This window comes from uncultured Roseovarius sp. (genome assembly GCF_913057115.1).
GTDB lineage: Bacteria > Pseudomonadota > Alphaproteobacteria > Rhodobacterales > Rhodobacteraceae > Roseovarius.
The window spans coordinates 137,177-157,795 of record NZ_CAJXNN010000001.1 but is presented as its reverse complement, the minus strand read 5'-3'; the positions used below and the strand labels follow the sequence as shown (position 1 = coordinate 157,795).

The 20,619-nt window shown below is 56.6% G+C and carries 22 protein-coding genes; 11 read left to right on the top strand and 11 right to left on the bottom strand.

The window, feature by feature from the left end:
- Positions 1-28 precede the first annotated feature (28 nt).
- Positions 29-697: an SGNH/GDSL hydrolase family protein gene (locus QZ498_RS00800; protein ID WP_294619244.1), complete on the bottom strand. Its 669-nt coding sequence runs from the start codon at positions 695-697 to the stop codon at positions 29-31.
- Between the two features lie 114 nt (positions 698-811).
- On the opposite strand from QZ498_RS00800, the gene QZ498_RS00795 reads away from it, so the two are divergent.
- The 4 genes from QZ498_RS00795 (at position 812) to QZ498_RS00780 (ending at position 3,243) form a co-directional block, all read left to right on the top strand.
- Positions 812-1,126, top strand: coding sequence for a DUF1244 domain-containing protein (locus QZ498_RS00795; RefSeq protein WP_294619242.1), 315 nt, complete (start codon positions 812-814; stop codon positions 1,124-1,126).
- A gap of 60 nt (positions 1,127-1,186) precedes the next feature.
- Positions 1,187-1,636: a peptide-methionine (R)-S-oxide reductase MsrB gene (msrB, locus tag QZ498_RS00790; protein WP_294619240.1), complete on the top strand. Its 450-nt coding sequence runs from the start codon at positions 1,187-1,189 to the stop codon at positions 1,634-1,636.
- Positions 1,633-2,139 carry a peptide-methionine (S)-S-oxide reductase MsrA gene (gene msrA, locus QZ498_RS00785; RefSeq protein WP_294619238.1) on the top strand — a complete coding sequence of 169 codons (507 nt, stop codon included), beginning with the start codon at positions 1,633-1,635 and terminating at the stop codon, positions 2,137-2,139. Before msrB ends, msrA begins: the two co-directional genes overlap by 4 nt.
- Before the next feature lie 180 nt (positions 2,140-2,319).
- Positions 2,320-3,243, top strand: a complete 924-nt coding sequence (locus QZ498_RS00780) for a DMT family transporter (protein ID WP_294619236.1) — start codon at positions 2,320-2,322, stop codon at positions 3,241-3,243.
- 100 nt (positions 3,244-3,343) lie between these two features.
- Here the strand turns inward: QZ498_RS00780 and QZ498_RS00775 are convergent, their stop codons facing one another.
- From QZ498_RS00775 to QZ498_RS00755, 5 genes are all read right to left on the bottom strand, one after another.
- Positions 3,344-4,669 carry an FAD-binding oxidoreductase gene (locus QZ498_RS00775; RefSeq protein WP_294619234.1) on the bottom strand — a complete coding sequence of 442 codons (1,326 nt, stop codon included), beginning with the start codon at positions 4,667-4,669 and terminating at the stop codon, positions 3,344-3,346.
- The gene (locus QZ498_RS00770; protein ID WP_294619232.1) at positions 4,666-5,481 is read right to left on the bottom strand and encodes an ABC transporter permease; all 816 of its coding nucleotides are present in this window, start codon (positions 5,479-5,481) and stop codon (positions 4,666-4,668) included. Before QZ498_RS00770 ends, QZ498_RS00775 begins: the two co-directional genes overlap by 4 nt.
- Positions 5,482-5,560: 79 nt before the next feature.
- Positions 5,561-6,451, bottom strand: coding sequence for an ABC transporter permease subunit (locus QZ498_RS00765; protein ID WP_294619230.1), 891 nt, complete (start codon positions 6,449-6,451; stop codon positions 5,561-5,563).
- A gap of 3 nt (positions 6,452-6,454) precedes the next feature.
- Entirely contained in the window at positions 6,455-7,579 is a 1,125-nt protein-coding gene (locus QZ498_RS00760; RefSeq protein WP_294619228.1) for an ABC transporter ATP-binding protein, read from the bottom strand.
- A 64-nt stretch (positions 7,580-7,643) separates the two neighbouring features.
- Positions 7,644-8,729: a polyamine ABC transporter substrate-binding protein gene (locus tag QZ498_RS00755; protein ID WP_294619226.1), complete on the bottom strand. Its 1,086-nt coding sequence runs from the start codon at positions 8,727-8,729 to the stop codon at positions 7,644-7,646.
- A gap of 149 nt (positions 8,730-8,878) precedes the next feature.
- Here QZ498_RS00755 and QZ498_RS00750 point away from each other — a divergent pair, with 149 nt between their 5' ends.
- The 3 genes from QZ498_RS00750 (at position 8,879) to radC (ending at position 11,877) form a co-directional block, all read left to right on the top strand.
- A complete protein-coding gene (locus tag QZ498_RS00750) occupies positions 8,879-9,568 on the top strand; it encodes a GntR family transcriptional regulator (protein WP_294619224.1) in 690 nt (229 codons plus the stop codon).
- Between the two features lie 100 nt (positions 9,569-9,668).
- Positions 9,669-11,066 carry an aspartate aminotransferase family protein gene (locus QZ498_RS00745; RefSeq protein WP_294619222.1) on the top strand — a complete coding sequence of 466 codons (1,398 nt, stop codon included), beginning with the start codon at positions 9,669-9,671 and terminating at the stop codon, positions 11,064-11,066.
- Positions 11,067-11,112: 46 nt separating this feature from the next.
- Positions 11,113-11,877, top strand: coding sequence for a DNA repair protein RadC (radC, locus tag QZ498_RS00740; RefSeq protein ID WP_294619220.1), 765 nt, complete (start codon positions 11,113-11,115; stop codon positions 11,875-11,877).
- A 63-nt stretch (positions 11,878-11,940) separates the two neighbouring features.
- Here radC and QZ498_RS00735 read toward each other — a convergent pair whose 3' ends face one another.
- The 3 genes from QZ498_RS00735 to QZ498_RS00725 form a co-directional block, all read right to left on the bottom strand.
- Entirely contained in the window at positions 11,941-13,500 is a 1,560-nt protein-coding gene (locus QZ498_RS00735) for a phosphate ABC transporter substrate-binding/OmpA family protein (RefSeq protein WP_294619218.1), read from the bottom strand.
- 24 nt (positions 13,501-13,524) lie between these two features.
- Positions 13,525-14,559, bottom strand: coding sequence for a hypothetical protein (locus QZ498_RS00730; RefSeq protein WP_294619216.1), 1,035 nt, complete (start codon positions 14,557-14,559; stop codon positions 13,525-13,527).
- Between the two features lie 255 nt (positions 14,560-14,814).
- Positions 14,815-15,246 (bottom strand): DUF6641 family protein, encoded by a 432-nt coding sequence (locus tag QZ498_RS00725; protein WP_294619214.1) that lies wholly within the window; start codon positions 15,244-15,246, stop codon positions 14,815-14,817.
- A 190-nt stretch (positions 15,247-15,436) separates the two neighbouring features.
- Here QZ498_RS00725 and QZ498_RS00720 point away from each other — a divergent pair, with 190 nt between their 5' ends.
- On the top strand, positions 15,437-15,910 hold the full coding sequence (locus tag QZ498_RS00720) for a hypothetical protein (RefSeq protein WP_294619212.1): 474 nt from the start codon (positions 15,437-15,439) through the stop codon (positions 15,908-15,910).
- 193 nt (positions 15,911-16,103) lie between these two features.
- Here the strand turns inward: QZ498_RS00720 and QZ498_RS00715 are convergent, their stop codons facing one another.
- Together QZ498_RS00715 and QZ498_RS00710 are read right to left on the bottom strand one after the other, a co-directional pair.
- Complete coding sequence (locus QZ498_RS00715; protein ID WP_294619210.1) at positions 16,104-16,427, bottom strand: hypothetical protein; 324 nt, start codon at positions 16,425-16,427, stop codon at positions 16,104-16,106.
- 10 nt (positions 16,428-16,437) lie between these two features.
- Positions 16,438-16,725 carry a hypothetical protein gene (locus QZ498_RS00710; protein ID WP_294619208.1) on the bottom strand — a complete coding sequence of 96 codons (288 nt, stop codon included), beginning with the start codon at positions 16,723-16,725 and terminating at the stop codon, positions 16,438-16,440.
- Between the two features lie 251 nt (positions 16,726-16,976).
- Between QZ498_RS00710 and QZ498_RS00705 the strand changes: the two genes are divergently transcribed.
- Genes QZ498_RS00705 through QZ498_RS00695 form a run of 3 tightly spaced genes read left to right on the top strand, consistent with a single transcriptional unit; the run spans position 16,977 to position 20,557 of the window.
- Positions 16,977-17,552 (top strand): site-specific integrase, encoded by a 576-nt coding sequence (locus QZ498_RS00705; protein ID WP_294619206.1) that lies wholly within the window; start codon positions 16,977-16,979, stop codon positions 17,550-17,552.
- A gap of 42 nt (positions 17,553-17,594) precedes the next feature.
- The gene (locus QZ498_RS00700) at positions 17,595-19,277 is read left to right on the top strand and encodes a hypothetical protein (RefSeq protein ID WP_294619204.1); all 1,683 of its coding nucleotides are present in this window, start codon (positions 17,595-17,597) and stop codon (positions 19,275-19,277) included.
- On the top strand, positions 19,277-20,557 hold the full coding sequence (locus QZ498_RS00695) for a hypothetical protein (RefSeq protein WP_294619202.1): 1,281 nt from the start codon (positions 19,277-19,279) through the stop codon (positions 20,555-20,557). The genes QZ498_RS00700 and QZ498_RS00695 overlap by 1 nt, the downstream gene beginning before the upstream one ends.
- Positions 20,558-20,619 lie beyond the last annotated feature (62 nt).

Sequence of the window (20,619 nt, the reverse complement as noted above, 5' to 3'; positions counted from 1 at the left end):
TGATGCCGCAGGTTAAAGGCGGAACGCTTCAATTCGCCTTGATCGTTTGCGCGAGGTATTGGCCGATCACCGCTGATCCCTTGGGCGAGGGGTGCGTTGCGTCGGCGGCGTAGAGCGATGGGTCGCGCGGCGCGATGACATCTTCGGAGTCCACAAAGAAGACGCCGGAGCTTGTGCGGGCGAGCCTTGCGACACGGCGTTCGATTTCGACAAGACCGGGGCGGCAGCCTTGGAAGCTGCCGGAGTTGGGGGCGCGGTAGTAGCCCATCCAAAGCACCTTGGCCCCGGTGGACCGGGCGCGGTTGATCAGGGTGGGGATATCCCCGGTCGTCCCATCGCGGGAGATCAGCGCCTCGATCACCCCGTCGCAACGGGTACAGCCGCAGGTAAAGCCGAGGTCATTGGCCCCGCCGTTCATCACCACCCAGTTCCACGGTCGCATGACCAGTTGGTCGGGGATGCCAAGCCCAAGGGCGGAGGCAAAGCCACGCTTGCGGATCTGTGCGCCGGGGGTGGCGCGATTGGTGACGGTGCGATCAAGGCTTGCGCCAAGGGCGGTTCCCACATCACGGCCTGATGTACGGTTCCAAGCCAAAACGGAATCGCCGATCATCAGGATATCCCCGCCCGAGCGTGGCGCGCCGGGGGTGCAGGCCGAGAGCGTGGTGATAAGGATCAGGGTCGCAAATAAGCGCATCAAGCCTCCGGTCAGTGGGAGTCAAGATGCGGCGGCTTGTGCTGAAGTCAATCAAGACGGCTTGAACCCGCTCGCGCCCAAGCGCATGTTGTGACCAAAGACAGGAGGAAACCCATGGACGACCAGACTCGTATCGAATTGGAAGCCGCTGCATTCCGCACGCTGCGTGAGCATTTGATGGAAAAGCGCACCGATGTGCAGAACATTGACCTGATGAACCTTGGCGGGTTTTGCCGCAACTGCCTGTCGCGCTGGTATCAAGAGGCCGCGAATGAGCGCGGCATCGAGATGTCCAAGGACGAGGCGCGCGAGATTTTCTATGGCATGCCCTATGACGAGTGGAAGGACAAATATCAAACCGAGGCGAGCGCCGATCAGCAGCAGGCCTTCAAGAAATCCTTTGCAGAGAATGTGGGCGAGAGTGGGTGAACCCTTTCATATTTGGCCCTCAGCCCCATCTTTATAAGTGAACAGGGCATGGAGGGCCGAATGCCGAAATACGAGAAGAACCCCGATGTCATCGCGGCGCTGGACCCCGAAGAGTATTGGGTGACGCAAGAGAATGGCACCGAGCGTCCCGGCACCGGCAAGTACCTTGGGAACAAGGAGCCGGGGATTTACGTGGATGTGGTCTCGGGTGAGCCTTTGTTCGCCTCGTCCGACAAATACGAGTCGGGCTGTGGTTGGCCGAGCTTTACCAAGCCGATCGAGCCCGCGCATGTAAATGAGCTGACCGATACCAGCCACGGGATGGTGCGAACCGAGGTGCGCAGCACCCATGGCGACAGCCACCTTGGGCATGTCTTTCCCGATGGGCCGCAAGACCGGGGCGGGCTACGCTATTGCATCAATTCCGCCGCCTTGCGGTTCATCCATCGCGACGAGATGGAGGCCGAAGGCTACGGCGATTATCTGGATCAAGTGGAGGACGTGAGATGAGCGAACGTGCAGTTCTGGCCGGTGGCTGTTTCTGGGGGATGCAAGACCTGATCCGCGATATGGATGGGGTGATTTCCACCCGTGTGGGATACACTGGGGGGGATGTGCCCAATGCCACCTATCGCAACCACGGCACCCATGCCGAGGGGATTGAGGTGATGTTCGACCCCGACCGGATGAGTTACCGGAGGTTGCTGGAGTTCTTTTTCCAGATCCATGATCCGACGACCCTGAACCGGCAGGGGAACGATGTGGGGCTAAGCTATCGCTCGGCCATCTATTATTGCAATGACGCGCAAAAGGCGGTGGCGCTGGATACGATTGCCGATGTGGAGGCCAGTGGCATCTGGCCCGGCAAGGTGGTGACCGAGGTGGAGCCGGTGGGCGATTTCTGGGAAGCGGAGCCTGAGCATCAGGATTATCTTGAGCGGTTCCCCAATGGCTATACCTGCCATTTCCCGCGCCCCGATTGGGTGTTGCCCAAGCGGGATGCGGCGGAATAGAGCCGCTTTTCACGCCTGACGGCGTTCAGCGCGACGAAGGCCCCGTGAGGGCTGAGAAGCGCTTGGCCAATAGCCCTGCGTGATCGTCACGCAGGGCTTTTCTTTGTGTATTGGATGCCGCGCGGGTGATTGACCTTTTGCGCAGGCAGGCGCATGGATTGGGCACTAGGAGATGTGCCAATGAGTCCCTTCAAGGGCATTGCCCTGAAACTCTGTTCCGTGATGCTGTTTGTCGTGATGTCGGCCCTGATCAAGGCCGCATCAGACACTGTTCCGCCCGGTGAGGCGGTCTTCTTTCGCTCGTTCTTTGCCATTCCCGTGATCCTGACATGGCTGGCCCTGCGCGGGGATCTGCGCACCGGGCTGAAGGTGAAATCGCCCATGGGGCATTTCTGGCGCGGGGTGGTGGGGACCACGGCGATGGGGTTGATGTTTGCCGGCTTGGGCCTCTTGCCGTTGCCCGAGGTCACGGCGCTGGGCTATACCGCGCCGCTGTTGACGGTGGTTTTCGCCGCGATGTTCTTGGATGAGCGCGTTGGGCTCTTCCGGATCGGTGCCGTGGGGTTGGGCCTTGTTGGGGTCTTGATCGTTCTGTCGCCGCGATTGAGCACACTTTCCGGCCCGACGGTGGAAACCGCGCAGGCGGTGGGTGCGGTTCTTGTACTATTGGGCGCGGTCTGTGCCGCCTTGGCGCAGATCTACATTCGCAAGCTGGTGGCGACCGAAGAAACCAGCGCGATCGTCTTTTATTTCTCGCTGACCTCGACCCTCTTGTCGTTGCTGACCATTCCCTTTGGATGGGCGCTTCCGGGTGGGTTAGAGACTGTTTACTTGATTTTGGCCGGGGTTTTGGGCGGCACGGCACAGATTTTCCTGACTTCGGCCTATCGGTTCTCGGATGCCAGCGTGATTGCGCCGTTTGACTATGCTTCGATGCTGTTTGCCCTCGTCATCGGCTATGTGATTTTCGACGAGGTGCCGACCGGGCCGATGCTGCTTGGGGCCGGTTTGGTGATCCTTGCGGGGATCATCATTATCCTGCGGGAGCGGCACTTGGGGCTGAAGCGCGATAAGGCGCGGGCGATCCGCACGCCGCAGGGTTAGAGCGTTTCCAGTTATTGTTGCATCACCAATACCCTGCCAGGCCTACGGCCTTCTCGCGACATTGGTGATGCACTTTGAGTCAAGGTAAACTGGAAACGCTTTAATTTCCTGTCAGATGAGCCAGCGCATAGGGCGGCCAGAGCCACGCGCGGCGGAACTGGCCCAGAGGGAAGCGGCGGGGCGCTTTGCGCATGATGTCGGGGTACATGGCGCTAGGGGCTTTTTCTTGGGCCAGATCGGCAAGGATGGCCCCTGCGTGGCTGGCCATGGCGACGCCGTTGCCCTGAAAGCTAAGCGCGGTGAAGGCGCCGGGCATTTCGGGGATCGGGCCGCAATAAGGGGTCATGTCACGCGACAGGCTCAGGAGGCCATTCCAACTGTAGGGTGTGTCGATATGCGCCCATGCGGGGAACATGCGGTCGAAATGCTGCCGGATGGTGCGGTGCATCCGCCTGTCCCATTTGGGCGAGGAGAAAAGCCCGCCGCGCATGCCGAACAGGAACCGGCGGTTTGGCATCAGGCGGAAGTAATGCAGGAAGAACCGTTCGTCATAGGCCATTTGATCGGTGGACCAGCCTTGGGCGGCGATTTCCTCGTCACTCATGGTGCGGGTGACCAGCACGTTGGATTGCGCGGGCAGGTAGCGTGCGCGCATCCACTTGGGCAGGTCGTCGGAGGAATAGCCGTTGGTCGCCACGATCAGGCGCTTGGCGGTGATTTGGGCGGCGTCGGTATGTAGGGTGAAACCCGGCCCGTGGTCGATACGCTGCACGGGGCTATGGGCGAAGATGCGGGCGCCTGCATCGCTGGCGGTTTCGGCAAGGCCAAGGGCGTATTTCGCCGGGTTGAGGCCAAAGCCCACCGGGGTGGTCATGCCGCAGTGGAAGGGGCCGGACATGCCAAGCCCGGCCAGATCGTCGTTTTGGTGAATCGCGGGGGCAATGCCGAGGTCGGAGTGGATGCGCTCTGCTTCGCGCTCGAACTCATGCAGCGACTTTTCGGTGAAGCCCATGACGGTTTCGCCTTTGGAATGGCGATCAACGTCGAGGGCAAGCCGCGTGGTGAGGGCATCCACGGTGCCAACTGCGGCCATCTCGGTCTGACGGGCCTCGACCCGGGCCGCTTCGCCATGCAGGCGGGCGATGACGCCATCGGGTGCGCCAAATCCACCCAAGCAACAAAAGCCGCCATTGCGCCCCGAAGCGCCCCAAGCGGGGTGTTCGGCCTCAAGAACAACCACATCCGCGCCCCCCTCGGCCAGATGCAGGGCCGCCGATAATCCGGTAAACCCCGCGCCGATCACCGCCACGTCGCAGGTGAGGCGGCCATTGGCCTTGGAATAGGCTATATCAGAGACTGTTTCAGCCCAAAAACACCCGGTGCGGGGGGCCTCGGAATAGGCATGGGCTGGAAAAACCCGCCTCATGCGCGGATGGCGGCGCGTTCCTCGGCCTCTTGCCTTAGGGCCGCGCGCTTGGTGATCAGCGAGGCGGTGATCACCCCCACGGCGACAATCGCAATGAGCAGCGTCGAGAGCGCGTTGATCTCGGGGCTGACCCCAAGGCGGATCGAGGACCAGATCTTGATTGGCAGGGTGGTGGCCGAGGGGCCTGCGGTGAAGGACGCGATCACCAGATCGTCAAGCGACAGGGTGAAGGCCAGAAGCCAGCCCGAGATCACGGCGGGGGCGATGATCGGCAGGGTGACAAGGCGGAAGGCCTCCATCGCGGTGCACCCAAGGTCGAGGGCGGCCTCCTCCAAAGAGCGGTCGAAACTGACCAGCCGCGAGGAGACCACGACCGAGACATAGCACATGGAAAATGTCGTATGGGCGAGGATGATGGTCAGCACCCCACGGTCCAGCCCGATGCCGATGAAGAGCAGCAGAAGCGACAGGCCGGTGATCACCTCGGGCATGACAAGCGGCGCATAGATCATGCCGGAAAACAGCGTGCGCCCCGCAAAGCGCCCGGCCCGGACCAGCACATAGGCCGCCATGGTGCCAAGGACTGTGGCGATGGTGGAGCTTATGACCGCGACCTGAAGCGTGACCCAAGCGGCGTCGAGGAAAGCCTCGTTTTGCAGAAGCTCACCATACCATTTTGTGGAGAACCCCGCCCAGACAGTGACCAGTTCAGAGGCGTTGAAGCTGTAGACGATTAGGATCACCATCGGCAGGTAGAGAAAGGCGAAGCCCAGCGTAAGGGAGGTTGCGTTGAACCATGTGAAGCGTCTCATGCGATGGCCTCCGGCGTGCCGATTTCTTGAAAAGTAATCGGTCCGAAATCTTTTGAAGATTTCGGCTGTGACGTGATCCTCATCCTTCGGCCTCCCGCTGTTTTTGTTCATTGCGCTGGAACAGGATGATCGGGATGATCAGGATCAGCAGCAGGATCACCGCCACAGCGCTTGCCACCGGCCAGTCGCGGTTGTTGAAGAATTCCTCCCATAGGACCTTGCCGATCATCAGGGTGTCGGACCCGCCCAGAAGCGCAGGGATCACGAACTCGCCAATTGTCGGGATGAAGACCAGAAAGCAGCCCGCGATGATGCCGTTGCGCGACAGGGGAAGGGTGACAAGCCAAAAGGCCTGAATCCGCGAACAGCCCAAGTCTTCGGCGGCTTCCAGAAGGGAGGCGTCCATCCGCTCAAGCGTGGCATAGATGGGCAGGATCATGAAGGGCAGGTAAGTATAGACGATGCCGATATAGACCGCCGTATTGGTGTTGAGGATCGTCAGCGGCTCGGAAATCAGCCCCATGCCGATGAGAAGCTGATTGAGGTAGCCTTCGGTCGAAAGAATCCCCATCCACGAATATACCCGGATCAGGAAACTGGTCCAGAACGGCAGGATCACCAGCATCATCAGGGTCGGTCGCCAGTGATCGGGGGCATTGGCCATGCCATAGGCGATGGGATAGCCTACCAGCAGCGTGCAGAGCGTGGCGATTGCGGCGATTTGCACCGAGGACAGATAGGCCTTCCAGTACAAATCATCGGTGGTCAGGAAGGTGAAATTTTCGAAATCCAGCGCGCTGAAGAAGGCTTTGATCCCTTCCCACCCCGCGGCGAAATCCAGCTTGGGCGTATAGGGCGGAATCGACAGGGCATAGTCGCTGAGCGAGATCTTCAGGACGATGATGAAGGGCACTAGGAACAGTGCCAGAAGCCACAGGTAGGGCACCGCGATGAGGACAACGCGACGCATCGCTCAGGCCTCCAGCAAGACGGCCGCGGTATCCGTCCAGGATATCCAGACCTCGTCTTCCCAAGTGAAGGACCGGCGCGACAGGCGGCGGGTATTGGCGGCTTGCGCCTTGACGATCTGCCCGGTGGGCAGTTCGACGTGATAGGTCGAAAGGTTCCCCAGATAGGCGATATCGAGGATTTTACCCTGTAGGGCATTGCGTGTGTTTTCCGGCTTTTCCGCAGAAATAGAGACTTTTTCGGGCCGGATGGCGAGGGCTGCGCGGCTGCCGTCGGTCAGGTCGATCTCGCTTTCGGCATGAAGGCTGGGCTGCCCTTCGGCGAAAGCGATGTCGTAGCCGTTGCCGTTGCGGGTGGCGGTGCCTTCGATGATGGTCACATCGCCGATGAAATCTGCGACATAGACTGAATTGGGCATCTCGTAGATATTGGCGGGGGTGTCGGCCTGCATGATGCGGCCATCGTCCATCACCGCCACGCGGCTGGCCACGGTCATCGCCTCTTCCTGATCGTGGGTGACGATGACGAAGGTGGTGCCGGTGGTTTCTTGAATATCCATCAGTTCAAACTGCGTATCTTGGCGCAGCTTGGCATCGAGTGCGCCAAGGGGTTCGTCCAACAGCAATAGCTTTGGCGCCTTGGCAAGGCTGCGGGCCAGCGCCACGCGCTGTCTCTGACCGCCGGAAATCTGATGCGGTTTGCGTTTGGCGAATTTCTCGAGCCGGGTGAGTTTGAGCATTTCGCCCACCCGGTCGCCGATGGCATCAGGCGGCAAGCCATCGCGTTTCAGCCCAAAGGCGATATTGTCCCAGACCGACAGATGCGGAAACAGCGCGTAGCTTTGGAACATCATGTTCACCGCGCGCTTGTTAGGGGGGATCGGGGCAATATCCTGCCCGTCCAGCCAGATTTGCCCTTCGGTGGGGGCTTCGAACCCGGCAAGCATGCGCATCATGGTGGTCTTGCCACAGCCCGAGGGGCCCAGCAGGGCAAAGAATTCTTTCTCGTAGATGTCGAATGTCTGGTTGTCGATCGCGGTGAATTCACCGAACCGCTTGGTCACGCCCTTGAACTGGATCAATGGCTTGGCGTTTGGGTCGTTCCAGGGTTCGAAAACGGATTGGTTCATACCTGCCCCACCTCAAGAGGAAAGCGGCCCGCGCGAGGTGTGTCGCGCGGGCCGGGAAATGGGCTTAGGTGCCCGATTTGATCTTGGTCCAGAGGCGGGTGACAACCCGCTGAACCTTGGCCGGATAGGGTGTGGTGGTGAACAGGTTGTCCAGCGTTTCCCGATCCGGATAGATCGCCGGATCGTTGATCACGTCGTCCACAAGGTATTCCTGCGAGGCCTTGTTGCCGTTGGCGTAGTACACATAGTTCGACGCCGCCGCCATGTTCTGCGCATCCATGATGAAGTTCAGGAAGGTATGCGCGCCCTCGGGGTTGGGGGCATCGGCGGGGATCGCCATCATGTCGAACCACATCTGCGCGCCCTCTTTCGGCGCGTGATAGGCCACTTCGACACCGTTGTCGGCCTCGGCCGCGCGGTCACGGGCCTGAAGGATATCACCCGACCAGCCCACGGCGACACAGATATCGCCATTGGCCAGTGCATTGATGTACTCCGAGCTGTGGAATTTCTGGATATGCGGGCGGATGCCCATGTAGATTTCTTCGGTCTTGGCGATGACATCCGGATCGTGGCTATCGGGGTCTTCCCCGATATAGTTCAGCGCCGCGGGGATCATCTCGGCCGGGGCGTCAAGAAAGTGTACGCCACAGTCTGCCAGCTTTTCCATGTTCGACGGCTCGAACACGAGGCTCCAGCTGTTGATCGGGGCGTCTTCGCCAAGGATTTCCTTCACCTTGCCGACGTTCACGCCGATTCCGGTGGTTCCCCACATGTAGTTGATCGAATACTCATGGCCGGGGTCATAGGCGGCGGTGCGCTCTTGCACCACGTCCCACATGTTGTCGAGGTTCGGAAGCTGCGACTTGTCCAGCTTCTGGAACGCACCTGCCGTGATCTGACGTTGCAGGAAGGTGCCGGACGGCACCACGACGTCATAGCCCGAGCCACCGGCCAGCATCTTGGTTTCCAGCAACTCGTTGCTGTCGAAGACGTCGTAGATAAGATCGAGGCCGGTTTCTTCCTCGAACTTGGTCAGCAGGTCTTCGTCGATATAGTCGGACCAGTTGTACACGCGCACCTCTTCGGCCTGCGCGGTCATTGCGCCAAGGGCCAGGGTGGCGGTTGCGGTCAGAATCAGGTTTCTCATACTTGGTCTCCCGTTGGATGGCATCTTTGTGATACCTTGATGGCAGATTTGATCAAAAATATCCGCCGATGGCAATATGGTAATGTTTTCATGCAGTGGATAAACTCGCAAGCAATGACAGTTTCGCAATGCGCGCAAAGGCCCGGACAATGACCAAAGTTGCACAGAATTTAACCGCTGATCCTGCGCCGGGAAGGCGGCTGCCCGCGCATGAGGTCATTTACCGGCAATTGCGAGGTTTGGTGCTGTTCGGTGATCTTGCGCCCGGGCAGGCGGTGACCATTCAGGGCCTGACCGATCAAACGGGGGCTGGCATGACCCCGGTACGCGAGGCGATCCGCCGTCTGACGGCTGAGGGCGCACTGGAGTTCCAGGGCAACAGACGGGTTTGCGTGCCGTTTTTGACAGCCGATCATGTGAGCGAATTAATACTTGCACGTCAATGGCTTGACCCGCATCTGGCCCTGCGCGCGACCGAGCGTGCATCGCCTGAAGACCTTGACCATCTGGAAGAGTTGGACGCCGCTCTTGATACGGCGATCACGCGGGGCGATTTGCGCGGCTATCTGGAATCGAACTACCGCTTCCACAAGCGGCTCTATGACCTCGCGGCGGCACCTATTCTGGCGGATATGGCAGATGGTCTTTGGTTGCGGTTCGGGCCGTCACTCCGGGTGGTTTGCGGGCGGATGGGAACGCAAAATTTACCCGACAAACACAAGGAGCTGATGGCAGCGATGCGCGCCCGCGATGCCGAGGGTGCGGCCAGGGCGATCCGCGAAGATGTGATCCAGGGAATGGAGCAAGTGCGCCAGTCACTCGATGATCCCGAGGTATGACGCTGATTCGATTGACAGGGATTAATTTGATCATATTCTGGGGCAAAAGGGCCGCGCATGGCCCGTTTACCGCGAAACCCTGATCCCGAAAGGCCCGGTCATGACCCTGATCACCAACCATATGCCCACCGCCGAACTTCAGGCGCTGGATGCCGCGCACCACATGCACCCCTTCACCCATGGTGATGAGTTGAACGCGAAAGGCGCGCGTGTCATCACCCGCGCCAAGGGCGTCACCCTGACCGACAGCGACGGCAACGAAATCCTTGATGCCATGGCCGGGCTGTGGTGCGTGAACATCGGCTATGGCCGCGAAGAACTGGCCGAAGCCGCCGCCCGGCAGATGAAGGAACTGCCCTATTACAACACCTTCTTCCAGACGACCCATGTACCGGTGATCGCGCTTTCGGAACGCTTGGCGCAACTTGCCCCGGGTGATCTGAACCACGTGTTCTATGCCGGGTCTGGGTCCGAGGCGAATGACACCAATATCCGCCTTGTGCGCACCTATTGGGCGCAGAAGGGCAAGCCCGACAAGAACATCATCATTAGCCGCAAGAACGCCTACCACGGGTCCTCTGTCGGCAGCGCCAGCCTTGGCGGGATGCAGGGGATGCATGCGCAAGGCGGGCTGCCGATCCCTGATATTCACCACATCAACCAACCCAACTGGTGGGCCGAGGCAGGCGAAATGACCCCCGAGGAATTCGGCCTTGCCCGGGCGCAGGAATTGGAAGAGGCGATTCTGGAATTGGGCGAAGACCGCGTTGCCGGATTTATCGCCGAGCCGATTCAAGGGGCGGGCGGTGTGATCGTGCCGCCCGAGACCTACTGGCCCGAGATCCAGCGGATTTGCGACAAATACGGTATCCTGCTGATCGCGGACGAGGTGATCTGCGGCTTTGGCCGGACCGGACAGTGGTTCGGCTCGCAAACCTACGGCATCCGCCCGCATATCATGACCATCGCCAAGGGGCTAAGCTCGGGCTACGCGCCAATCGGTGGCTCGATCGTCTGTGACGAGGTGGCCGAGGTGATGAACGCCTGCGAGTTTGCGCATGGTTACACTTATTCCGGTCATCCCGTGGCTTGTGCCGTGGCGTTGGAAAACCTGCGTATTCTGGACGAGGAAGGCATTGTCGAGCGGGCCGGATCGGACACCGCGCCGTACCTGAAAGAAAAATGGGAAGGTCTGGTCGATCACCCGCTGGTGGGCGAGGCCGAGATTGTCGGGCTCATGGGCTCTATCGCCCTGACGCCGGACAAGGCCAGCCGCGCCAAGTTCGCCGCCGATGTGGGAACCGCCGGGTTGATCTGCCGCGAGGCGTGTTTCGCCAACAATCTGGTGATGCGTCATGTGGGCGACCGCATGGTGATTTCGCCGCCTTTGGTGATCACCAAGCCCGAGATCGACACGCTGATCGAACGCGCCACCAAGGCGCTGGATGCCGCGCATGCGCGGTTGCAGGATGAGGGGCTGATGAAAGCCGCCAGTTAAGCCCTGCGTTAACCCTTCGTTCATCTCGCTGCGGCAGGGTTTTCCCATGTCGCAGCAAAACGCCTTTTCCGAGATGCCCCTGCCGCTTTTCGAAAGCGACGAAGCCCCCGCCGCGCCGGTCATGGGTGGCGGGGCGCTGCCCTCCTATATCAAGGATCATCGCAAAAGGTTGCGCGCGCGGTTTCTGGACGGCGGCGCACAGGCCATGCCGGATTACGAACTTTTGGAGCTTGTCCTGTTTCGCGCCATCCCCAGGCGGGATGTAAAGCCACTGGCGCGCACGCTTCTGGATCAGTTCGGGGATTTCAACGGCGTGCTCTCGGCCCCGAAGGAACGCTTGGCACAGGTGTCTGGCGTGGGCGAGGCGGTGATTTGCGAATTGAAGGTCATCGAGGCCGCTGCGCACCGCCTGTCGCGGGCGCGGGTCTTGCAGCGGCAGGTGATCTCAAGCTGGGATGCCCTGCTGGATTACTGCCACACCACCATGGCGCATCGTGAGACCGAGCAGTTTCGTGTTTTTTACCTTGATCGCAAGAACGTCCTTATCGCCGATGAGGAACAGGCGCAGGGTACGGTGGATCATGTGCCGGTTTATCCGCGCGAGGTGGTCAAACGCGCCCTTCATCTCAATGCCAGCGCGCTGATCTTGGTGCATAATCACCCCTCCGGCGACCCGACGCCGTCAGAGGCTGACATCGCCATGACGGCGCAAATCGGCGCCGCCGCCGAGGCGCTGGGCCTGACGCTGCACGATCACATCATCATCGGCAAATCCTGCGAGTTGAGCTTTCGCGCCGAAGGTTTTTTGTGAGGGCCGGCAAGCGGTTTGGAAACCGCTTGCAAGGATTTTGCAAAATCCTTGGCCCTTGGCCGGTCAGCGCACCCAGACCTCGACCCGGCGGTTGACTTGGCGGCCCCATGCGCTGTCGTCGCAGGCCATGGGCATCGCCTCGCCAAAGGCTTCGACCTCAAGCTGTATGCGCGCAAGGTTGGCGGTTTCGGCGGCTGTGGTCACGGCATCGCGCACCGTTTGTGCGCGGCGCATGGCAATATCGCGATTGGCGGCGGCGGGGCCTTCGCCATCGCTGAACCCTACGAAGACGAGGCGCCGCGCATCGTAAAGCCCCACCTCAAGTGCGCGGGCCAGTTGCCGCACGTTGGAGCGCGATTGCGCATCCAACCGGGCAGACCCCGCCTCAAACCGGAAGGTTGTGGTCAACCGTCGCAGAGGGGCCAGTGTTTTGACCATGCGTTGCAACTCGCGCAGGCCAACCTCACTTCCGGCGCGGGCGATGGCATTAGCGAAACGATCCCCTTGGGCGTTGATCTCGATCTCTTCGGGGGATTGATCAACAAAGCCCGCCCGCCGGATCACCAATTGCGCCGAAGGGTCTCGCATGTAGGACAGGAATTCGCGCACCAGCTTGGGAAAGCGCCGCGCGGGCATGTATAGAAACAGCGGCGCGGTCAGTGGGTAATCCTCGGTCTTTACCGCACGTCGCGTGGCCCGCAGCGCGAATCCGCAATCCCCCTTCAGAGCCAGCTCCCATGTGTTTCCGGTTTCCGAATGGCTGGTCACACCAATTGCAAACGGGTCCTCTGTGACCGCGCGGATGAGGCTGGGGGTATCGTCGTGCCGGATGGCACTCTGGACAAGAGGTTTGCGCAGCGGCCCAAGCAGGCGGTTGACAGTCGCCTGCCCCAGGCCCGAGCGCGCATCGCGTAGATGCACGGCAATCGGCGCGTTCTGGCCACCCAGATCGCGCCAGTTGTCGATTTCCCCGGCCAGAACGCGCGCCAGATCGGGCACGGTGATCGCCTGTACCGGGTTGCTGGGCGCCACCACGGGAACCAAGGCGTCAAGCGCCAGAACCCGGCTGCGACCTCGGGCCTCAAGGTTTCCCAAGCCGGCGTCGCGGGCGCGGCGCACTTCGTTCCGGCGCGCCTCGCGGAGTGACATCACCATGTCTGCCTCATTCGCGAGAAGATCGGCGAAACCCTCGTCGGTGTTGGTCAGGCGAAAGGTGAACTCCCCGATCAGGCGACCGGATTTGCCATCGCTCAGGGCATATGTGATGCCTCGGTCCTCATCCGAAATCCGCTCCAGCCCATAGTCGTTGCGGATGGCGAAGGCCTCAAGCAGCGCGGGCATGAGAACCCGGCCAATCACCGGCGCCCCGGACAGGGTCACCCGTGCGACATAGTTCTCGAGGTTCGGGCATCCCGGCCCGTCGCACAGGACGCCCGAGCCATCCACGGTCAATTCGCCATAAACCGTGTCAACGCGATAGAACTCGCCATCAAAGCCAAGAAGGTTACCGGAGATCTCGACATCGCCATCCCGCGAGGTCAGCGTCACATCCTGTGCAAGCCCGGCTGTCGCCATGCAAAAAAGAAAAAGTGCGGCGCGAAACGCCGCACGTACCAATGACATCTGGGTGCCCCCGAATACTGCGGATCAGTTGCGGGCGATCTTCAGGTCATTGAACATGTTTTTCAACACCAGATAATCACCAACAGCGTCACATTCGGGCATGGCGAGCGTCAAATCGCTGGCGACAGGGGCCTGCGTGCCGGAAATATGCAGGCTTTGCGCCTCGATATCGCGGCCACAGTTTGCGCGCGTCACCGCCGCTTCGAGCCTCAGGTCGATTTCGCCCGGCTTTTGCGCCGTGAGCGTCGGGAAGGTATAGACTTCAGCCATGCGTGCGTTTTCCATGTCCCGCGCGCCGAGCCGCATGATGAAGCCGCCCTCGCCGCGCGCGGCGATGCCCATGTCACGTTTGGCATCGGCCCAGACATGGCCGTCCTCGCCATAGGTTGCACCATATTCAAGGGCGTGCACCTGAAGGCCGGACTGCCCCTGCCATTGCACGATATAGCGGTCGTAATACTCTACCGACGACACCTCGGCGTTGGCCACCGCGCCGTCGCCATTGGCGAAGGCCACGATAAAGACAGCATGCTTGGACAGCGCAGGAACGGTCATTCGGCTCATGCCGTCCTGATCGGTCGCTGCCGTGAACATCAGGCCGTTATGATGCAGGGTGAAGCGCTCGTTGACCATGCAGGGGGCTTCAAGGTCAAGGGTCACCATGGCGGCGGCAGCGGGCGTCGCTGTCAGGTTGAACTCACAGGAAAATTCCGGTGCGGGTTCTTCCTTGGGAAGGTCGCCAACGGGTGTTTCAGCTCCGGTCGCGGGATCAAAGGCCGCGCGGGTGATCGCGATCTCGGGAAGGGTCTTTGGTTGAGGCGCGGCCTTGGGCGGGGTCACCCCGGTCGCCGCTGTCAGTTGGATATCGGAAATCTCCACATGATCGCTGCCCGAGGGGTCAGCCGGGCTGACCTCGTCCTGCAACAGGCTGGCTTCCACCGGTTCGGGTGCGAGGGTGGCTTCTTTGTCTTGCTTGGCATTGGTCTGCATCAAAAAGCCGATGCCGAGGGCGCAAAACAGGGTGCCGCCAGCGGTGATAAAACGCCGTACCTTGGACATAACATTCCTCCACACCTGGAATAGGTCAGCAGGAACCTACCCCCGGAAAGAGGCCGCTATGTGGCAGCCCCGCGGAGTCTTTAGGGCTTGTAATGTCGGGTCAGAAGGCCGCCGCCCGTCGGCTCACGCTAGGCGAGCCGCCCGTGGCAGTGCTTGAAATCAAACGGATTGCGATTTATTCAATAATAACAATGCATTATCATACACATGCAGCTGTGCATAACAATTGCATAACATTTAACTCATTGTTTTTGCTCAGCTTTTATTTGCTTCTATCGGTTTCTTTTTGACTATGTGCTTTTCAAGCAGAGCATCAAATTCACCAGCCAAAACAGCCAGTTTTATTTTACGCAACGTTCCTTCCACGTCTTCTTTACTCAACACTTCAACAGCATTCTTACCCTTAGCTAATTCCAAAGCTTTACTGCCGTAGCGCAATGTCAAAAGCACAGTTCCGTCCGGACTTTGACTCCACCATGGTTTAATACGTTTTGGCATTTCAACGCGCGTCCTATTACCGTGTGCATCTTCACGCCAGATTAGCTTTTTAGGCTGATAATCTGGATCAACAGCAAGCTTAATTTGCTCGTCAATCTTTGCTGCGAACTTGTGCCGACGATTAGAAACGGGGTTTGAGAATGCGCCCGGCTCGTATGTTGTGAGCTTGAGTTCGTCTAATAAAGCCATTTTGTCCTCCAAATTTCAGCGGCTCAAAAAATATTAAGCTCTAGCAGTAGCTTGGACGATCAAAATCAAAAAACTTCACTTTAGCGCGCTAAGGATAAATAAATAAAAGCAAGCGGAGTAAACGGTGTTAGCGTGCAATCAAGACATACAAAATCAATACATAAACTGGATACGAAATTCTGACGTAGACGTGTTTGCCACGCTCAAATTTGCGAATGGCTACGACATTAGCGATGCACAAGCAGAGCAAGTTTTGCGGGTATTCTTGAACAAAGCAGACAGGACGTTTTTGGGGAAAACAGAATGCAAGCTTGGAAGGCGTATTGAACGCTTTGTGTTTAAGCACTACGGAAAGAGTGGTTTTAACACACACTTTCACGTTGCCTTCAAAAGCTTTGGCGGCACTACAACTTTCTGCAATACACTTAAGACGCTTTGGAGCAGCTTTGACGAAAGCTGTGCAACATCAAGAGTTGAGCTTATACGCAACAAACACGCGGCTAGCGTGTATTGCCTGCATGAATATGGACAGCTTAAACAAGACACATTTAACCCGCAGCTTAGCTACACAAATACAGTGTCGATGAATGCATCCGATTTTGATCAAATGCGATATTTGCGACGGCTCGTTAAAGCAAACTATGGCACTAAGCCCATTTCTTAAGCACGAGTGATTGTCTTCACACGGTGCGACGCGGCGATGCTGACGGCACTAGAGGGCTATAACTTGAGATATATTAGAAGTGACGCCGTTAGGCTGTTGCTAATCTTTAGTATACTCAAATCACAGCCTAAGCGTTCAAAAGACTTTTGAGCCTTTAAATAAAAGAACGGATAAACTGATTCCAGATACCAATTCAAACAAGCTCGTGCTTTTCATCAACCAAAACAGCTGAGATGCTGTGATGCTCAAGCAGATAGCGCTGCACTAAATCACGTGCTGCTTCAAGTGCTTCAACTTCATCATCAAGCACAGCGCCGATACGAAGTCTGCTTTTGCGCACTTGCTCAAGTTTATGGTGAATAGCGCGATAGCACGCTGTAGCAGCTGCAACGCCAAAATCGCGCCTAGCGTGTTTACGCTCCGCATACCAGCTCTTGCATTTGCCGCACCAATTCACACCAAAGTCTTCAGCTGTATGCACTAACTCGTTTTGGGACAGCACGTCATAAACACGCACTACTGCGCACTTAGTCATCTCTGTGCTTGCCTTTGTATTTCATCGGTTTTGGCTTATGCGGCTCAGCAACAGTTACTGGCGAAACAGGTTTGTTCGCATCCAGCTTGGTTTCCCGTCCTTGCAGCTTGCGTCGGCGCGAAGCTGTTGTGCCACCTTTGTCGTCTTCCCGCAGCCAATTTATTGCCGTCGAAGCAATTTGCAGGAGTTTTTCAGCCAGCTCAATTTTTTCTGCTTTCGGCAATCGCCTGATGTGTTGGCGCATTTCTTTAAGCAATGCGTCAGTTGTTCGCTTGTTCATACTCGTTACCCCTTCAGCAATATTTAGCATTAGTCGGTTAACGAGTTTATTTTGCGCGGCTATGTACGAACTGTGGCTTACATCGAAAAACGATGTAAGCAATAATGTTAGCTAATATGTAATCCCTAACATTTCGCTCCAAGCCTCAATTAAAACAGCGACTTAGCAAAAATGTAAATTCCGATCGTCCGCGAAAATGTGTGACTTTATAATAACTTAAAGCAAATCCACACATTACTGAGGACTTCAAAATGAAACAAGCAAAACTACTCAACAAAGTAGAGTTCAAACGCCTGTCAGCCGTGATTAACAGTCGGCGCTATCCAACACGTAATCATACAGCCGTAGCGCTGAGCTTTTATGCTGGTATGCGCGCATGTGAGATAGCAGCTTTGCGCGTTGGTGACGTATTTGAAAGCACAGGCGCTGTGCGTGAGTTCGTGCTGCTGCAAGCGACACAAACCAAAGGCAGCTGCACCAGCACAGTTTTAATCAACCGCCGCACCGCGCAAGCTTTGACTCGGTATGCTAAACAATACCCGCGCCGCCTACAGCAGCCTGAGGCACCGCTGATTTTTAGTGCAAAAGGTGGCGGCTTTAGCGCGCAGACGATGGTGAACCTATTTTACACGCTTTACACTGCTGCTGGCATTGATGGGGCGAGCAGTCACAGCGGCAGGCGGCAGTTTGTGACTGAGTTGGCAGACAAGGGGTTGAATGCGCGTGTTGTACAGGCGCTCGCGCGCCACAAGCACCTCAACACCACACAACGCTATATTGAATTAAACGATAAAAAGTTGCGGGCAGCTGTGGAGCTTGTAGGATAACTCTTGCATCACCTTTCGATGTAAAATTTTTCGGGCTCCCTAATGACAAATAACAACGATTTGGATCGACAGCTTCAGCAACTTGAAGCAGCTGCGCAGTCGCAAACAGCTGCGTATGAAAGCAGCAGAAATCAGCTGTACCAAAACATAGTCGATGCATACTTGTGGTGGCGGGCTGCGGAGCAGCAGGGCGATTATTTAAAACAGCTTTACGACGAACGCGGTATTCGCACGCGGCGAAAGCCGAGCAACCAGCCAAACTTTTACCCTTTGGTACGTATGATTTGGCAAATGGACGTAAAAAAGCACGCAAGCACCATAAGCAACTGGTCCAAATCCCTACTAGCGTTGCACGAGACTTATGCTGAAAAACCACATCTTTTTAGCAACGATGCCCGCACAGCACTGATCAATCACATACACGACATGGGTGGATTGGGCGAGCTGCGCGGTGAAAGGCGTATGACAGCGCAAGAGCTGGCTGACGAGGAAGAAGCTGCTGATTTTGAAGAACAAGATGGACGCGGACGCAAAACTGGAAGCACTGGCAACGCTGCAGTTTTCAACAACAAAGTGGAGCATGCCAAAAGCGTAAAACCCAAGGCAAGCCTCCCTGCCTTTGCTTCCGCCGTCACCAACAGCGATGACTTTGTTGTAATGCTGGCGCGGCGAAACAACGAAACAGGCGAGCTGGAAGTTGTGGGCAGTAACTACACTGATGATTTGATTGATACCGCGCTGCTTGCTTGCACAGATATTGACAGAGCTGGCGTTACGCCCAGCTTGCGCTTAATTGCAGAGGCACTGCAGCCACATACTGTACCTGCACCTCTAGAAAAATATCGCAAGCGTTTCTTTGACTTGAGTAGCACAGTTACGCGCACGGATAGACACGGCAAAACCGTGCATGTCCCTTGCAATACCACATTATTAGTGCGCCCAGCCCAAAAAGACATCGTGGTTACAAAAACGCCTTACAAAACCACTGCTGTCACTCATGTAATTCCCAAGCGCATGCAGCTGCACGACGGCAATTCACTTGTATTGCGGGGCTCTGATCGCAGCTGGATTGAACGGGAATTGATAAACAGCCAAAAGCTCTCGCTTTATACTGCTGAGCCCAAAGATAGGCTGATTGAGAATTCAACAGATCGACTCACCCGATACAGTTTGCACCTCAACAGCGAAGCGACACATCACAAGCGCAGCATTTACTTTTACGACTGCGAGGAAATGCCAGAGGAAAGCATAGTGGGTATGATGATTGATCCAGAAACACGCTTTAAAAGCAGTTGGCGCGTTACAGCAAATGCTCAATGGTTTGCGGAATTTGACGCAAATTGCGTACAACACTGGATCACGCGTATACGCAGCTTTTTCAACAAACCACAAAGCCGCAAAATCGCTCTGCATTTCAGTGAAAGTAGTGTGCGATTTGATTACTGGTGGGATGCCAAAAACAAAAGCTTTTCAGAGCAAAAACAGTTTGAATTGGGCAAAGCGGCGCAAGCAAAAATCAGCACCAGCACTCCCACCATCAATCTTTACCCCAAAGACGCCATGCTGTTGTTTAGCGCAATAGCGACACTGCCACTAGACAAGCATGACATCGTTATGCGCGGGAACGCTAGTGGGATGATGTTGGAATACGAAACAGACTTGGCTCGCTATCAAAGCTATTTGCCTGCTTATGAGCAATACACAGATTTGCCTGAGCAAGCATAATGCCTGTGCATTCAATCGGTGAAAATCTAACTGCTCAGTACGAAGGGTATGCAATCTATTTGCCGTCACTCCAACGCGGTTATGCCAACTTACCCTACAGCGATGTCGCGTCTGTGCGCGATGGTAATTTACCCCAAGGATGCAATCTTGCTGATTTGGATTTTTTGAATCCCAACAACAATCTGTGGCACTGCAAATATGTGCTCTATAGCGCCGGGCAGTTCGAAAAAGCTACATTGCCTGCCACAGACATGGTTGCACGGCGCAGCAAAGACACTGTTGTTTTAGGAGACAGTGGCGGCTTCCAAATTGGCATGGGAAGCCTGAAAGCTGTCAGCGATTTGCAAAAGTATAGCAAACAGCCTAACGCTGTGTACCACCAATGGCTTGCACGGCGAAGCGTACGCGACAATATTTTACGCTGGCTTGATACAAACAGTGACTATGCGATGACACTGGATATGCCGCTTTGGGTGCATACAAATCCACAGGCAAAGTCTTCACCGTTTATTAACCTCAACACCGAACAGCTGATTGAACTAAGTGTGGAAAACTTACGTTACTTTGCTGACAACAGAGGCAAGGCAACAGGTGCCAAAGCAAAATACCTCAATGTCTTGCAAGACGCTGGAAACGGCACAGGTGAAGCTTGGTACCACGCTGTTAAAGACTTTGATTTTGAAGGATGGGCTTTTGGTGGCGACACAAAAAGCGGGCTTGATCCTATCTTGAAATGGATACGACGTTTGCTGGACGATCAAAAACTTGATCACGCAGAATGGTTGCACATACTGATGCTATCTCCCGCAGAACATGCGGTTTATTGCACGGCAATTCAGAAACAACTTCGCCGGCTGCTCGGCACAGAAATCACAGTCAGCTACGACAGCAGCTCACCGTTTCAAACAGCAGGTAAATACGAAAAAATTTGTCAAATGCCCGCCTTAACGAGTGATATTAAAACCTGGCGCATCCCAAGCATGCCATTCCCACAGCATCCCAAATACAAAAAACAAGACGATGTTCGCTATTTGGAGGATATTCAGTCACCGATTAGTAAGCGCTTTAGCATCAATGATTTGCATGTGGAGCGCGGGCTGTTTGCACAGACTTTTTTCGACAAGCTCAGCGCCTGCTTGCTTACCAATCACAACATATACGTTTACCATCGTGCAGCTATAATAGCCTGCAACCAAGTGTTCGCCGACAACGCAGATTGGGACAAACTGCCAACACGCATACGAGAAAATCTCAACAAAATTCAGGCTGTGCTAAGCTAATCAAAAACTACAGTTCCAAGCGTTCGTTTAGACGCTGAAAAAAGATAACTGTAAATTGACAA

Coding starts and splice junctions, on each gene's coding strand:
- QZ498_RS00735 (WP_294619218.1), bottom strand. CDS start 13,500: ATGTCATTGGTACGTGCGGCGTTTCGCGCCGCACTTTTTCTTTTTTGC.
- msrA (WP_294619238.1), top strand. CDS start 1,633: ATGAGCGAACGTGCAGTTCTGGCCGGTGGCTGTTTCTGGGGGATGCAA.
- radC (WP_294619220.1), top strand. CDS start 11,113: ATGTCGCAGCAAAACGCCTTTTCCGAGATGCCCCTGCCGCTTTTCGAA.
- msrB (WP_294619240.1), top strand. CDS start 1,187: ATGCCGAAATACGAGAAGAACCCCGATGTCATCGCGGCGCTGGACCCC.
- QZ498_RS00770 (WP_294619232.1), bottom strand. CDS start 5,481: ATGAGACGCTTCACATGGTTCAACGCAACCTCCCTTACGCTGGGCTTC.
- QZ498_RS00800 (WP_294619244.1), bottom strand. CDS start 697: ATGCGCTTATTTGCGACCCTGATCCTTATCACCACGCTCTCGGCCTGC.
- QZ498_RS00755 (WP_294619226.1), bottom strand. CDS start 8,729: ATGAGAAACCTGATTCTGACCGCAACCGCCACCCTGGCCCTTGGCGCA.
- QZ498_RS00695 (WP_294619202.1), top strand. CDS start 19,277: ATGCCTGTGCATTCAATCGGTGAAAATCTAACTGCTCAGTACGAAGGG.
- QZ498_RS00700 (WP_294619204.1), top strand. CDS start 17,595: ATGACAAATAACAACGATTTGGATCGACAGCTTCAGCAACTTGAAGCA.
- QZ498_RS00765 (WP_294619230.1), bottom strand. CDS start 6,451: ATGCGTCGCGTTGTCCTCATCGCGGTGCCCTACCTGTGGCTTCTGGCA.
- QZ498_RS00730 (WP_294619216.1), bottom strand. CDS start 14,559: ATGTCCAAGGTACGGCGTTTTATCACCGCTGGCGGCACCCTGTTTTGC.
- QZ498_RS00760 (WP_294619228.1), bottom strand. CDS start 7,579: ATGAACCAATCCGTTTTCGAACCCTGGAACGACCCAAACGCCAAGCCA.
- QZ498_RS00775 (WP_294619234.1), bottom strand. CDS start 4,669: ATGAGGCGGGTTTTTCCAGCCCATGCCTATTCCGAGGCCCCCCGCACC.
- QZ498_RS00745 (WP_294619222.1), top strand. CDS start 9,669: ATGACCCTGATCACCAACCATATGCCCACCGCCGAACTTCAGGCGCTG.
- QZ498_RS00750 (WP_294619224.1), top strand. CDS start 8,879: ATGACCAAAGTTGCACAGAATTTAACCGCTGATCCTGCGCCGGGAAGG.
- QZ498_RS00710 (WP_294619208.1), bottom strand. CDS start 16,725: ATGAACAAGCGAACAACTGACGCATTGCTTAAAGAAATGCGCCAACAC.
- QZ498_RS00780 (WP_294619236.1), top strand. CDS start 2,320: ATGAGTCCCTTCAAGGGCATTGCCCTGAAACTCTGTTCCGTGATGCTG.
- QZ498_RS00725 (WP_294619214.1), bottom strand. CDS start 15,246: ATGGCTTTATTAGACGAACTCAAGCTCACAACATACGAGCCGGGCGCA.
- QZ498_RS00705 (WP_294619206.1), top strand. CDS start 16,977: ATGAAACAAGCAAAACTACTCAACAAAGTAGAGTTCAAACGCCTGTCA.
- QZ498_RS00795 (WP_294619242.1), top strand. CDS start 812: ATGGACGACCAGACTCGTATCGAATTGGAAGCCGCTGCATTCCGCACG.